The organism is Micromonospora sp. RV43, assembly GCF_001029515.1.
Classification (GTDB): Bacteria; Actinomycetota; Actinomycetes; order Mycobacteriales; family Micromonosporaceae; genus Micromonospora; species Micromonospora aurantiaca.
The window spans coordinates 17872-30380 of sequence record NZ_LEKG01000087.1 but is presented as its reverse complement, the minus strand read 5'-3'; the positions used below and the strand labels follow the sequence as shown (position 1 = coordinate 30380).

Here is a 12509-nt window from a genome sequence, read left to right as displayed (position 1 = left end):
CACCCGGGACACCGCCCCCGAACCATCCCCTGGTCCTCCGGCGTCCCGCCCAGCCTCAACATCCGTCCGTTCCGTCCCGGCCGATCCGATCCCGGCCCCGTCCTCCGCCTGGACTCACCTGGCCCCGTCAAACATGAGGTTGACGGCACACGGTGTCCGGTTTGTCGCAGCCAACTTCATGATCGGGGCATGCTCGCGGCGACGTCCGCACTGCCGGACGGAGATCGTGGTACGAGAGTGCCCCCATGAGGGCCGTTGCGTACCAAGATCTCTCGTCGGCGAAACGCCGGGGCCCGTGCGCCGGCGTTGGCGCACGCGCGACCGTGGGAGATCTTGGAAGGAAACGGCCGCCATAGGGGCCCGAATCTTCCAAGATCTCCGGCGGAGCGCCGCGCTAGGCGAACAGGGCGAACAGGGCGAACAGGGCGAACAGGTAGCGAGGATGCAACGGTCGATCATGAAGTTGGCGGCGCGCACGCGTACCTCGCCCGTCCCGGGCGACCCGCCGTGGTGGCGCGCACCCTGGACGAGCTGACCGGTCCCACCACCGGCATCGTCGAGCTGCCGGTACGCCTCATGTGGAGCAGCGAACGCGCGTTCGACCTGGGCGATCCGGACGAGTTGCTCTGGATGTACGAGAACGTGCTGCGCGAGACGACCCGGGTGGAGGACCTGCGCGAGCTGATCCACGCGGGCACGTTGCGCCGGCTGTGGCCGCTGCTCAACCTGCCCCGGGGCGTACGCCTGGCCTGGGAGGGCCGGCACCGGAGCCTGCGCCCGGCGTGACCCACCCGCACGACTTCTACCGGCAGGTGGCCCGGGTGGCGCTGGCCGCCGCCGGCCCACACCGCTTCGTGCTCGGCGGCGGGGTGGCGTGGGCCGTACACGGCCTGGTCACCCGCCCCACCGAGGACGTGGACCTGTTCGCCGACGTGGAGGGCGCCGCCGCGGCGGCGGCCGACGGGGTACGCGCGGCGCTGGAGCGGGCCGGTTACCGGGTGGCCGAGGTGGACCCGGGCGGGCTGGGCGAGGTGTTCGACGGATTCGACCAGGACCTGCGGGACTTCGTGGTGAGCCGGGACGGCCGGCAGATCCGGCTCAGCCTGGCCCGCCTGGACCGGCACCGCAGCCCGGTGGTGATGGACCTCGGCCCGGTCATGGACGTACGCGACCTGATCGCCAACAAGACCGCCGCGCTGGTGAACCGGCGGGAGGTACGCGACTACATCGACGTGTCCGCCGCGCTGGACCGGTACACGGTCGCGGAGCTGCTGGAGCTGGCCCGGCAGGTCGACCCGGCCCTCGACGACGAGGACGTGCGCGCCGCGGGCCGCTACCTCGACGGGCTGGCCGACCGACGGTTCACCCGCTACGGCCTGGACGCGCCGCGCATCGCCGAGGTGCGCCGCCGGCTGGCCGCCTGGCCCCGCTGAGCGGCGGAACCAGACGACCAGGGGCGGGACCAGGCGGCCGGCACAGGCCAGCGAGCCAGAACGGGAAAGCCGGACCGGACGACGGCTCACTTCGTCGGGCGGCCACCAGTGACGCCGAGGATCTCGCCGGTGACGTAGCTGGACTCCTGCGAGGCGAAGTAGACGTACGCGGGCGCCAGCTCGGCCGGCTGACCGGGACGGCCCAGCGGCGTGTCGGTGCCGAACTGCTTGACCTTTTCCTCCGGCATGGTGGCCGGGATCAGCGGCGTCCAGATCGGGCCGGGCGCGACCGCGTTGACCCGGATGCCCCGGTCGGCCAGGTTCTGCGCGAGCGCCTTCGTGAAGTTGGCGATGGCGGCCTTGGTGGTGGCGTAGTCGAGCAGCTGCGGCGACGGGTCGAACGCCTGGATCGACGACGTGTTGATGATCGTCGAGCCTTCCTTCATGTGCGGCACCGCGAACTTGCAGAGCCAGAACATGGCGTACACGTTGGTCTTGAAGACCCGGTCGAACTGCTCGGTGGTGATGTCGAGCAGGCCGTTGTCCTGCGACATCTGGTACGCCGCGTTGTTGACCAGGATGTCGACGCCGCCGAGGTCGCGGACGGCCTGGTCGACCAGGGCGCGGCAGTTGGCCTCCTCGCGCAGATCGCACCGGACCGCGACGCCGGTGCGCCCGGCCTGCTCGATCAGGGCGACCGTCTCCCGGGCGTCCTTCTCCTCCTCGTCGGCGAGGTACGTGACGAGCACGTCGGCGCCCTCGCGGGCGAAGGCGACGGCCACGGCCCGGCCGATGCCGGAGTCACCGCCGGTGATGACGGCGCGCTTGCCGGTGAGCCGGTCGCTGCCCCGGTACGACTCCTCGCCGTGGTCGGGCTTCGGCCCCATCTCCTGCTCGTTGCCGGGCGGCGTCTGCTGCTGCGACGGCTGGCCGTCGCGCTGTCCGTACTGCTCGGCCGGGTGCTGCTGGGTGAACTGGTCCTCGCTCATGGATGCGCCCTACCCCGGTGACGGGCGGGAAAACAGCAGCCTGTGACCGGAAGGGAAACGATTCGGGCCGGTGTGGCGCAGGTGACATGTGGTGGTTATGGTGCGCAACGGCGCCCACGAGGCGCGTACCCCCATTGGAAAGGCACCTCCATGACTTCCTCCTCCGGCGCCTCCCGGCGCCAGGTGCTGGCCGTCGCGGCCGCCGCCGCGACCGCTCCCCTGCTGGCCGGCGCGCCCGCCGAGGCGAAGCCGAAGCAGCCGAAGACCTGGGACCTGACGATCCTCGGCACGTCTGACACCCATGGCAACGTCTACAACTGGGACTACTACAAGGACGCCGAGTTCGACGACAGCAAGCACAACGACGTCGGCGTCGCGAAGCTCGCCACCCTGGTCAACCAGATCCGCGCCGAGCGCAGGGGCAGGGCCACGCTGGTCCTGGACGCCGGCGACACCATCCAGGGCACGCCGCTCGCGACGTACTACGCCAAGCAGGAGCCGATCACCAGCACCGGTGAGACGCACCCGATGGCCCGCGCCATGAACATCCTCAGGTACGACGCGGTGACGCTCGGCAACCACGAGTTCAACTACGGCCTGCCGCTGCTGGCGACCTGGATCGAGCAGCTCGGCTTCCCGGCGCTGGCTGCGAACGCACTCAACGCGAAGACCGGCAAGCCGGCGTTCCTCCCGTACGTGATCAAGGAGGTCAAGCTCGGCGGGCACGGCGCGCCGAAGCTGCGCGTGGGCATCCTCGGCCTGACCAACCCCGGCGTGGCCATCTGGGACAAGGGCAACGTCGAGGGCCGCCTGGTCTTCGCCGACATGGTCGCCACCGCCGCGAAATGGGTGCCGGAGATGCGCCGCCGCGGCGCCGACCTGGTCGTCATCTCCGCCCACGGCGGCGACAGCGGCACCTCCAGCTACGGCCCGGAGCTGCCGAACGAGAACCCGACCGCGCTGATCGCCGAGCAGGTCCCCGGCATCGACGCGATCCTGTTCGGCCACGCGCACAACGAGGTGCCGGAGAAGTTCGTCACCAACCTCACCACCGGCGAGCGGGTCCTCACCTCGGAGCCGTCGAAGTGGGGCCAACGGCTGACCCGGATGGACTTCACGCTGACCCGGGAGAAGGGCCGCTGGACGGTCACCGCCAAGTCGGCCACCACGCTGAACACCAACACCGTGGTCGAGGACCCGGCGGTGCTCGCGGCCGTGCGCGGCCAGCACACCAAGACCGTCGAGTACGTCAACCGGGTCGTCGCCCAGTCGAGCGTGGAGCTGTCGGCCGCCGAGTCGCGGTACAAGGACACCCCGATCCTGGACTTCATCAACCACGTCCAGACCGAGGTGGTCACCGAGGCGCTCGCCGGCGGCGAGTACGCGGGCCTGCCGGTGCTGTCCATCGCCGCGCCGTTCAGCCGTACCGCGGTGTTCCCGCAGGGCGACGTGCGCATCCGCGACGTGGCGGGCCTCTACGTGTACGACAACACGCTGGAGGCGGTCGTGCTGACCGGCGCCGAGGTGAAGGCGTACCTGGAGTACTCGGCGAAGTACTTCGTCACGCTGCCGGCGGGCGCGCCGGTGAACCCGGAGACGATCAGCGACCCGGCGGTGCCGGACTACAACTACGACGTGTTCTCCGGCGTCGACTACGACATCGACATCGCCAAGCCGGTCGGCCAGCGGATCACCCGCCTGGTGCTGGCCGGCACCGACACCCCGGTCGCGGCGGACGCCCGGTTCGTGGTGGCGGTGAACAACTACCGGCGCAGCGGCGGCGGGAACTTCCCGGGCATCGTGAAGACCCAGGTCTACAACGCGCAGCAGGAGATCCGCCAGCTGCTCATCGACTGGGCGCAGGCCAAGGGCGTCATCGACCCGGCCGACTTCTTCGTACCCAACTGGAAGCTGGTCCGCGAGGGCGTGCCGGTCTTCTGACCGTGAGGCGGCGGGGCCCGGCGGTGTCCGGGCCCCGTCAGCCGCCCGCGCGCAGGTGCCACTCCGACTCCCCGCCGACCGGGTCCGGCCGGTCCGGCGGGAACTCGGTCTCGGCGGACTCGACCCGCTCCTCCGGGCGTACCCGGGCGGGCAGTTCGCCGAAGCGGACGTGCCGCAGGAACGCGTACTCCTCGTCGGTGAACGACTCGGCCGGCTCGCTCATGACCGCATTGTGCGCCCACCCGTCCCGTCTCCGCATCAACCGCCACGGCACGGGTATGCCGCCGCGTCGACCGTCGGCGACGAGGTGGAGGAGACATGCGCGCAGTACGGATGACCGCACCCGGTGTGCTGGAGCACACGGAGGTGCCCACGCCGCAGGCCGGCCCGGGTGAGGTGCTGCTGCGCGTCGGCGCGGTCGGCGCCTGCCACTCCGACCTGCACATCCTCGACGCCCCGGCGGGCGTGTTCCCGATCCCGATGACGCTCGGTCACGAGATCGCCGGCACCGTCGACACGGTCGGCCCCGGTGTGGACGGCTGGTCGCCCGGCGACCGGGTCGCCGTCTACGGGATCATCGGCTGCGGCCGGTGCCGGGCCTGCCTGCGGGGCGAGGAGAACCGCTGCCGGGTCATCCCGGTCGGCGGCATCGGGCTCAGCCGCGACGGCGGGCTGGCCGAGTACGTGGTGGTGCCCGCGTCCCGGCTGCTGCCGGTCGGCGACATGGACCTGACCCAGGCGGCGCCGCTCACCGACGCCGGGCTGACGCCGTACCACGCGGTGGACCTGGCGCGGCCCCGGCTGCGACCCGGCACCTCCTGCGTGGTGATCGGCATCGGCGGCCTGGGGCACATGGGGTTGCAGATCCTGCTGGCCACCACAGCGGTACGGATCATCGCGGTGGACACCAACACCGCCGCGCTGGACCTGGCCGGCCGCCTCGGCGCGCACCACACGGTGCAGGCCGGCCCGGACGCGGTGGACAAGATCCGCGAACTGGTCGGACCGGCGCCGGACGGCGCGGACGTGGTGCTCGACTTCGTCGGCGCGCAGCCCACGCTGGACACCGCCCGGCAGGTCGTCGCCACCGGCGGCCAGATCCTGCTGGTGGGCCTGGCCGGCGGCACGCTGCCGGTGCGTCCGGTCGCCGACGAGCCGCCCCCGGTGCCGCTGGAGACCGGTGTGGTGGTGCCGTTCTGGGGCACCCGGGCCGAACTGCACGAGGTGATCGCGCTGGCCCGCGACGGCCGGCTGCACGCCGACGTGCACACGTTCCCCCTCGCGGAGGCGCCGCAGGCGTACGAGGCGCTGCGCCGGGGCGAGGTGCGGGGGCGGGCGGTCATCGTCCCCTGACGCGGGGCGTTCAGTGGTGCGGGAACACCGGCACGACGCCCGGTCAACCGGCCACTGACCGTACCTTCGCGGGCAGGCGGTCGAGCACCGCCAGCGCGGCCCGTACCGGCCGCCGGTCGAGCACATCGGCGAAGCTCGCCCGGCCCTGGCAGAACCGGACGAACATCCGCCAGCCGGGCGGGCTGGCCAGCATCGCGTGGAACACGTCGGGCCGCCGCTCGAACACCTCCAGCAGCCGGTGCCCGGCGCGCATCTCCGGCGTCAGCCGCCGGTCGACCTCCCGGGCGTACGCGTCGAGGTCACCGGCGGCCACCGCCTCCCCGGCCAGCCGGCCCGAGCGCAGCGCGTAGCTGATCCCCTCGCGGCTCCACGGTTCCAGCAGCCCGGCGGCGTCCCCGGCGACCAGCACCCGGCCGTGCCACAGCGGGGAGTCCCCGGTGCGGCAGCGGGTCAGGTGACCGGAGTCGTGCTCCGGCCTCACCCCGGACAGGCCGAGCCGGTCGGTGAAGTCGCGCAGGTAGGCGCGGGTGCGGTCGCCGTCGCCCCGGGCGGAGATGACACCCACAGTGAGACGGTCGCCCTTCGGGAACACCCAGGCGTAGGAGCCGGGCAGCGGCCCCCAGTCGAGCAGCACCCGGCCGCGCCAGCGGTCCCGTTCGGCGGCGTCCACCGGCAGCTCCAGTTCCAGCCCGAGGTCGACCTGCCGGAAGCGCACCCCGACGTGGCGTGCCGTCACGCCGGACGAGCCGTCCGCGCCGATGACGGTACGGGCGCGTACCGTCTCACCGCCGGCCAGGCGCAGGCGTACCTCGTCGGGGTCCTGCTCGATCGCGCGGACCGCGACGCCCTCGCGGACCTGCGCCCCGGCGGCGACGGCGGCGGCGCGCAGCCGGTCGTCGAACTCCTCCCGGCGGATCATGGTGACCAGCGGCGCGGGGTGCCGGCGGGTGAACGCGCGTCGCCCGTCCCGGGTGAACGTGACCCGGCCGATCCGGTCGTGGGCGGGCACCTCGACGCGGCCGGCGACCTCGGCCAGCGACGTGCCGATCAGGCCGCCGCCGCAGGTCTTGTAGCGGGGGTGGGTGGCCCGTTCGACCACGAGCGTGCGCACGCCGGCCCGGGCCGCGGCGTGCGCGGCGGAGAGTCCGGCGGGCCCGCCGCCGACCACGACGAGATCCATGATCACGGGTGCAGCCTAGGGCACCGCCGTGCCTCGCCGCCCGGTACGACAGTCGAACGGCTGCGCATCATCGCGGCCCGTCCGGGTAACCGCCGGTCGCCGGCCGTCCGCGGGTCGGGCGGTCCACGCCGAGGAGGGAAGCGATGCCTCAGGTCCAGCTGTCTGCGGTCGAGGAACGGGTCTACCAGGCGGTGTCCGCGCTGGAGGTGCAGGGACACGTCCCCTACCCGGACCTGATCGCCCAGGAGACCGGGATGACCGAGGAGGAGCTGCGCGAGCCGCTGCACTCGCTCACCGAGCGGGGGCTGCTGCACCGCGAGGACTCCCCGATGTCCGGCCTGGACTTCGGACCCCGGTGGTGCGCGCGCCAGATGGCGTGATCGAGTCGTTTGCCCCACCGGGCACCGGGTAGCGATCGGAGTCGGGTGATCGACGGTCTGTGGGGGGCACGATGAGCGAGGGCCGGTCGTCGACGCCGGTGCCTGACACCGGGTACGACGGCCGGCGCCGCTGGCGCGCGCTGAGCGTCGGCCTGATCGCGGCGTTCATGACGCTGCTGGACGTCAGCATCGTCAACGTCGCGGTGCCGTCGATCGACCGGGCGCTGCACGCCACGCCGAGCGATCTGCAGTGGGTGCTGTCCGGGTACGCGCTGACGTTCGGCCTGGTGCTGGTGCCGGCCGGGCGGTTCGGTGACGCGCGCGGGCGGCGTACCGCGTTCGTGGTCGGGGTGGGGCTTTTCACGCTGACCAGCGCGCTGGCCGGGCTGGCGCGCTCGCCGGAGTGGCTGGTCGTCGCCCGCCTCGTCCAGGGCGCCGCCGCCGGTGTGGTGAACCCCCAGGTCAGTGGGATGATCCAGGAGCTGTTCCGGGGCGCGGACCGGGGCCGGGCGTTCGGGCTGCTGGGCGCGACGATCGGCATCTCCACCGCCGTGGGTCCGCTGCTCGGCGGGCTGCTCATCCAGCTCGGCGGCGCCGAGCACGGCTGGCGGTGGGTGTTCTTCGTGAACATCCCGGTCGGGATCGTGGCGATGCTGCTCGGCTGGCGGCTGATGCCGGCCCGGCCCACCAACCCCGCCGGACGGGGGCGGCTCGACCCGCTCGGCGTGCTGCTGCTCGGCGCCGGAGTCACGGTGATCCTGCTGCCGCTTGTGCAGCGGGAGCAGTGGCGGGGCCCGGGCAAGTGGCTGCTGATCCCCGCCGGCCTGCTGCTGCTCGCCGGGTTCGCGCTCTGGGAGCACCGGTACGCCCGGCGCGCCCAGCCGCTGTTCGACCTGCGGCTGTTCACGGTGCGCTCGTACACGCTGGGCGCGCTGATCGGCCTGATCTACTTCGCCGGGTTCACCGCGATCTTCTTCATCTTCACGCTCTACCTCCAGATGGGGCTCGGCTACAGCGCGCTCGTGGCCGGTCTGGCGATCACCCCGTTCGCGCTCGGTTCGGCGCTCGCCTCCGCGCTCGGCGGCCGGGTGGTCACCCGCTACGGCCGTCCGCTCGTCGCGATCGGGTTGCTGGCCGTGGTGGCCGGGCTGATCGCGACCGACCTGGTGCTGGCCGGCGGTCCGCACGACGACGTGCCGCTGCGGACCGCGCTGCCGTTGCTCGTCGCCGGGCTGGGCAGCGGCCTGGTGATCGCGCCGAACCAGACGCTCACGCTGTCCGAGGTGCCGGTGCCGATGGCCGGCAGCGGCGCCGGGATGCTCCAGACCGGGCAGCGGATCGGATCGGCCGCCGGCATCGCCGCGGTGGGCGCGCTGTTCTTCTCGACGATCGCCGACGACCGCGGCGACTGGAGTACGGCGTTCCGCCACTCACTGCTGCTCGCCGCCGGGATCATCGTGCTGGCGCTCGGCGCCGCGGTGGCGGACATCGCGCTCGGTCACCGGCGGTCCGCGGGCCGCTCCTGATCGGCGGCGGGCAGCAGGACTGTGGTGAGCAGCCGCCGGGTGCGGCCGGGCCCGGAGCCGAGAGCCGCGTACTCGGCGAACAGGTCACGGAACCGGGTGACGAACTCGGCGGTCTCGGCGTCGGTGGCGTGGAACGCGTTCTGCCGGTAGCCGGCCACGTCGCGGGCCAGGTCGGCGTCGCCGCGGTCGAGGTAGCCGTCGAAGTCGGCGAGCAGGCCCGCGACGAAGGTGAGGAACGCCTGGCGGTGTCGCTGCGGGCTCATGGCCCGGGCCTCGTCCGGGTCGACCGATGCGGCGGCCTCGTTGAGCCGGTAGCTGCGCTCGACCGCGCCGCGGGCGCGCCGCTCCCCCACCGTGTGCAGGACGCCGTGGTCGGCGAGCGTGGCGACCTGCCGGTAGAGCGTGGCCGGTGGCACGTCACTCAGTTCGGTGCGCAGGTCGGTGGTGGTGAGCGTGCGGCCACCCAGGAACGCCTGGACGATGCGCAGCCGGACCGGGTGCAGCAGCAGCTCCACGGTGTCGAGTGCCACAGCGGCTCCCCTTTTATTATCGCCTCCGGTAATGTTCTCAGCAACGATAACAGAAGCGAGGAGTTCGCCGATGGCCACCATCGACCTCACCCCCGACCGCATCGACGTCCGGCTCACCACCGCCGAGAAGGTCTGGGCGCTGCGCGGCGACCTGTCGTTCCCCCGCTCCGCCGTCAGCGGCGCCGTCGTCGTACCGGACGGGGCGCGCGCCACCCGCGGCATCCGGGCGCCCGGCCTCGGCGTCCCCGGCACGCGCAACGTCGGCACCTGGCGCGGCAGGGCCGGCAAGGAGTTCGTCAGCGTCCGCGGCGGCCAGCCGGCCGTCCGCATCACCCTCACCGGCCAGGCGTACGACTCCCTGCTCATCGGCGCCGACGACGCCTCCGCCCTGGCCGCGGCGGTGCTGCCGTGACGGTCGACCGTCCGCTCGCCGTCGACTCGGCCGGGCAGCGGCTGTCCGGCACGCTCACGCTGCCCGACGGCGCCGGACCGCATCCGTTGGCGCTGCTGCTGCCCGGCTCCGGGCCGATCAACCGCGACGGCGACCACCGCCGCCTGCCGCTGGGCATCCAGCGGCACCTGGCCGCCGCGCTGACCGGCGCCGGGATCGCTGTCGCCCGGTACGACAGGCGGGGCGTCGGCGAGAGCAGCGGCGAGTTCCTGCGTACCGGCTTCCACGACAACGTCGACGACGCGGCCGCCGTGCTCGCCGCGGTGCGCGACGACCCGGCCGTGGACGCCGGGCGGCTGTTCCTGGTCGGGCACAGCGAGGGCGCGCTCACCGCTGTCGCGCTCGCCGCGCGCGGCGTACCGGTGGCCGGCCTGGTCCTGCTCTCCGCGCCCGGGCGCACCGGCGCCGAGGTCCTGCGCCGGCAGGCCGGGCTGCTGCTGCCCACCCTGCCCGCGCCGGTACGCCTCGCCCTCCGGCTCACCCGCACCGACCTGGTGGCGAAGGTGGCCCGCAACCACGAGAAGATCCTCGCCACCGACAAGGACGTGGCGTGGGTCGGCGGGCAGCGGCTCAACGCCCGCTGGTTCCGGGAGTTCCTGCGCTACGACCCCCGGCCGGACCTGGCCCGCGTTGACGCGCCGATCCTCGCGCTCACCGGCGACAAGGATCTCCAGACCGATCCGGCGGACCTGCCGGTCATCGCCGCGCACGCGGGCGGGCCCGTGCAGACCGGGGTGCTGCCGGACGTCACCCACGTGCTGCGCCGCCGGCCGGGTCCGCCGTCGCTGCGGGCGTACCGGGACGAGGCGAAGCAGCCGCTGGACCCGTCGGTGGTCGAGCCGGTGCTGTCGTGGCTCGCCGCGCACAGCGGCTGAGGGCACGCGAAAGGCCGGCACCCGGATCGGGTACCGGCCTTTCGTCAGGTCTTACTTGTTCCAGTGCTCGGCCACGATCTCGGCGGCCTGCTTCTCCCACTGCGCGTACGCGTCGGGGTAGGCGCTGACCTGCACGGTCTGCGCGGCCTCGGTCAGCGGCATGTCCTGCCAGCCGTCGACCTGCTTGAGGCCCTTGAGGAACGCCAGCGTCGAGTACTCGGGGTCGGTGATCTGCTCCGGCGTACCCCAGCCGCTGGACGGCCGCTGCTGGAACAGGCCCAGCGAGTCGTGGTCGTTGCGGTCACCCAGGTGACCCAGGTTCTCCAGCTTCGACTCCTGCAGCGCGGTGGCGATCGAGATGACCGCGGCGCGCTCGGGCAGGCCCGCCTTCTTGGTGGCCGCGATGATGGCCTTGGCGTTGGCGAGCTGCTCGTCGTTCAGGTCCACGTGCGACTGCGCGCCCTGCGGGCTCACGCCCTGGACCGCGACGGCGGCCGGCTTGGCGGTGTCCGCCGCGTGGGCGGCGACCGGACCGGCGAACACGCCACCGGTGAAGGCCAGACCGGCGATACCGAGGATGCTCTTGCGCAGGATCGTGTTCATGGTGGGCTCCGTTCGGGGGTCGACGCATCCGGGGGGATGCGTGGGCACCGTCAGGCGCTCAGGTTTCTCGGGGGGATCCGGCAGCGCGCGGCGGTGCCGGGTGCATCTGCAACGACCGGCAGCCCGGGGTTGTTCCCGGGGGGCGCTCGGCGGCGCCGCTCCGGTCGCGCACCGGGTTACAACGCCATCCGCCCACCCCCGATTCCGCCCGCACAGTGCCGCCCACCACAGCGCAACCGGACATCGCGCCCACACGTCCGCCCTCCCCCCGAGGGCCTGCTCCGTGCGAGAACGGCCGGCCCCGGAAGGGCCGGCCGTTCGCTACGGGTGTCGGGTCACCAGACCTGCTGGACGATGTCCGCCGCCTGCTCCTCCCACTGCGCGTACGCGTACGGGTAGGCGGACACCTGGACCGTCTGCGCGGCGGTGGTCAGCGGCAGCTCGTGCCAGCCGCCGACGTTCTTCAGCGCGTTGAAGAACGCCTTGCTGGAGTACTCCGGGTCGGTGATCTGCTCGGACGTGCCCCAACCGGACGACGGGCGCTGCTGGAACAGGCCCTCCGAGTCGTGGTCGTTGTACGCGCCGAGGTGACCCAGGTTGTACAGCTTCGACTCCTGCAGCGAGGTCGCGACGCCGATCACGGCGCCCCGCTCCCCCACGCCGGTCTCCTTGGCCGCCTCGACGATGGCCTTGGCGTTGTCGAGCTGCGCGTCGTCGAGCGGGATGCGCGACTGCGCGCCCTCGACGCCGTGCGGCACGAGCTTCTCCTTCGCCGGCCGGTCGGCCCGGGTCGGCACCTTGTCCAGGCCGGTGGTCTGGCCGGGCTTGACCGCCTCGGTGGAGGTCTTCTTGCCGGTCGCCAGGTCGATGGCGGCCTTGGCGCCGGCGTGCGGCCCGCTGGTCACGGGCGCGGCCACGGCGACGGGGCCGACGGCCAGGCCGCCCAGGACTGCCACACCCGCCACGCTCAGCGCGGCACGGCGGTTACGGGTGACGGCGGCGGTCTTCGCGACGGCGGTCTTCGCGATGGCGGGGAGCCATCGAGTGAAGTGCTGCTTCACGATGGTTGCCCTTTCGATCGTTACGACGCGCTCCGGGGTGAGCGCCCCTCGAGGGACTACCGCCGGGTAGGTGTTTGGCTTCCGGCGGTACGGGGGACACAACGAGCCCGCAGTGTCGGTCATTCCGGAAATGCCGGGCAGGGCCGAAGCTGCGGTCCAGGTCACCCGCGATTCCGGGCAGCGGCTG

Annotated in this window: 14 protein-coding genes; 8 read left to right on the top strand and 6 right to left on the bottom strand. The window is 72.9% G+C overall.

Annotation, left to right across the window (positions count from 1 at the left end; translation table 11 throughout):
* Positions 1 to 507 precede the first annotated feature (507 nt).
* Both ABD52_RS20950 and ABD52_RS20945 read left to right on the top strand, forming a co-directional pair.
* On the top strand, positions 508 to 786 hold the full coding sequence (locus ABD52_RS20950) for a hypothetical protein (RefSeq protein ID WP_047892927.1): 279 nt from the start codon (positions 508 to 510) through the stop codon (positions 784 to 786).
* Positions 783 to 1433 carry a nucleotidyl transferase AbiEii/AbiGii toxin family protein gene (locus ABD52_RS20945; protein WP_047892926.1) on the top strand — a complete coding sequence of 217 codons (651 nt, stop codon included), beginning with the start codon at positions 783 to 785 and terminating at the stop codon, positions 1431 to 1433. The genes ABD52_RS20950 and ABD52_RS20945 overlap by 4 nt, the downstream gene beginning before the upstream one ends.
* 86 nt (positions 1434 to 1519) lie before the next feature.
* On the opposite strand, the gene ABD52_RS20940 is transcribed toward ABD52_RS20945, so the two are convergent.
* Positions 1520 to 2422 (bottom strand): SDR family oxidoreductase, encoded by a 903-nt coding sequence (locus ABD52_RS20940; RefSeq protein ID WP_047892925.1) that lies wholly within the window; start codon positions 2420 to 2422, stop codon positions 1520 to 1522.
* A 150-nt stretch (positions 2423 to 2572) separates the two neighbouring features.
* Between ABD52_RS20940 and ABD52_RS20935 the strand changes: the two genes are divergently transcribed.
* Entirely contained in the window at positions 2573 to 4363 is a 1791-nt protein-coding gene (locus tag ABD52_RS20935) for a bifunctional UDP-sugar hydrolase/5'-nucleotidase (RefSeq protein ID WP_047892924.1), read from the top strand.
* A 37-nt stretch (positions 4364 to 4400) separates the two neighbouring features.
* Here the strand turns inward: ABD52_RS20935 and ABD52_RS20930 are convergent, their stop codons facing one another.
* The gene (locus ABD52_RS20930) at positions 4401 to 4586 is read right to left on the bottom strand and encodes a hypothetical protein (RefSeq protein ID WP_135240224.1); all 186 of its coding nucleotides are present in this window, start codon (positions 4584 to 4586) and stop codon (positions 4401 to 4403) included.
* A 95-nt stretch (positions 4587 to 4681) separates the two neighbouring features.
* On the opposite strand from ABD52_RS20930, the gene ABD52_RS20925 reads away from it, so the two are divergent.
* Positions 4682 to 5716, top strand: a complete 1035-nt coding sequence (locus ABD52_RS20925; protein WP_047892923.1) for an NAD(P)-dependent alcohol dehydrogenase — start codon at positions 4682 to 4684, stop codon at positions 5714 to 5716.
* Between the two features lie 43 nt (positions 5717 to 5759).
* Here ABD52_RS20925 and ABD52_RS20920 read toward each other — a convergent pair whose 3' ends face one another.
* A complete protein-coding gene (locus ABD52_RS20920) occupies positions 5760 to 6896 on the bottom strand; it encodes a geranylgeranyl reductase family protein (protein WP_047892928.1) in 1137 nt (378 codons plus the stop codon).
* 143 nt (positions 6897 to 7039) lie between these two features.
* On the opposite strand from ABD52_RS20920, the gene ABD52_RS20915 reads away from it, so the two are divergent.
* Together ABD52_RS20915 and ABD52_RS20910 are read left to right on the top strand one after the other, a co-directional pair.
* Positions 7040 to 7276 (top strand): hypothetical protein, encoded by a 237-nt coding sequence (locus tag ABD52_RS20915; RefSeq protein ID WP_013286401.1) that lies wholly within the window; start codon positions 7040 to 7042, stop codon positions 7274 to 7276.
* Positions 7277 to 7347: 71 nt separating this feature from the next.
* Positions 7348 to 8802: an MFS transporter gene (locus tag ABD52_RS20910; protein WP_030275019.1), complete on the top strand. Its 1455-nt coding sequence runs from the start codon at positions 7348 to 7350 to the stop codon at positions 8800 to 8802.
* On the opposite strand, the gene ABD52_RS20905 is transcribed toward ABD52_RS20910, so the two are convergent.
* Complete coding sequence (locus tag ABD52_RS20905; protein ID WP_047892922.1) at positions 8775 to 9332, bottom strand: helix-turn-helix domain-containing protein; 558 nt, start codon at positions 9330 to 9332, stop codon at positions 8775 to 8777. The genes ABD52_RS20910 and ABD52_RS20905 overlap by 28 nt on opposite strands.
* 70 nt (positions 9333 to 9402) lie before the next feature.
* On the opposite strand from ABD52_RS20905, the gene ABD52_RS20900 reads away from it, so the two are divergent.
* Together ABD52_RS20900 and ABD52_RS20895 are read left to right on the top strand one after the other, a co-directional pair.
* Entirely contained in the window at positions 9403 to 9744 is a 342-nt protein-coding gene (locus ABD52_RS20900) for a hypothetical protein (protein WP_013286404.1), read from the top strand.
* Positions 9741 to 10658, top strand: a complete 918-nt coding sequence (locus ABD52_RS20895) for a S9 family peptidase (RefSeq protein WP_047892921.1) — start codon at positions 9741 to 9743, stop codon at positions 10656 to 10658. The genes ABD52_RS20900 and ABD52_RS20895 overlap by 4 nt, the downstream gene beginning before the upstream one ends.
* A 51-nt stretch (positions 10659 to 10709) precedes the next feature.
* Here the strand turns inward: ABD52_RS20895 and ABD52_RS20890 are convergent, their stop codons facing one another.
* The gene (locus ABD52_RS20890; protein WP_013286406.1) at positions 10710 to 11261 is read right to left on the bottom strand and encodes a hypothetical protein; all 552 of its coding nucleotides are present in this window, start codon (positions 11259 to 11261) and stop codon (positions 10710 to 10712) included.
* A 335-nt stretch (positions 11262 to 11596) separates the two neighbouring features.
* A complete protein-coding gene (locus tag ABD52_RS20885) occupies positions 11597 to 12322 on the bottom strand; it encodes a hypothetical protein (protein WP_030275023.1) in 726 nt (241 codons plus the stop codon).
* Between the last annotated feature and the right edge of the window lie 187 nt (positions 12323 to 12509).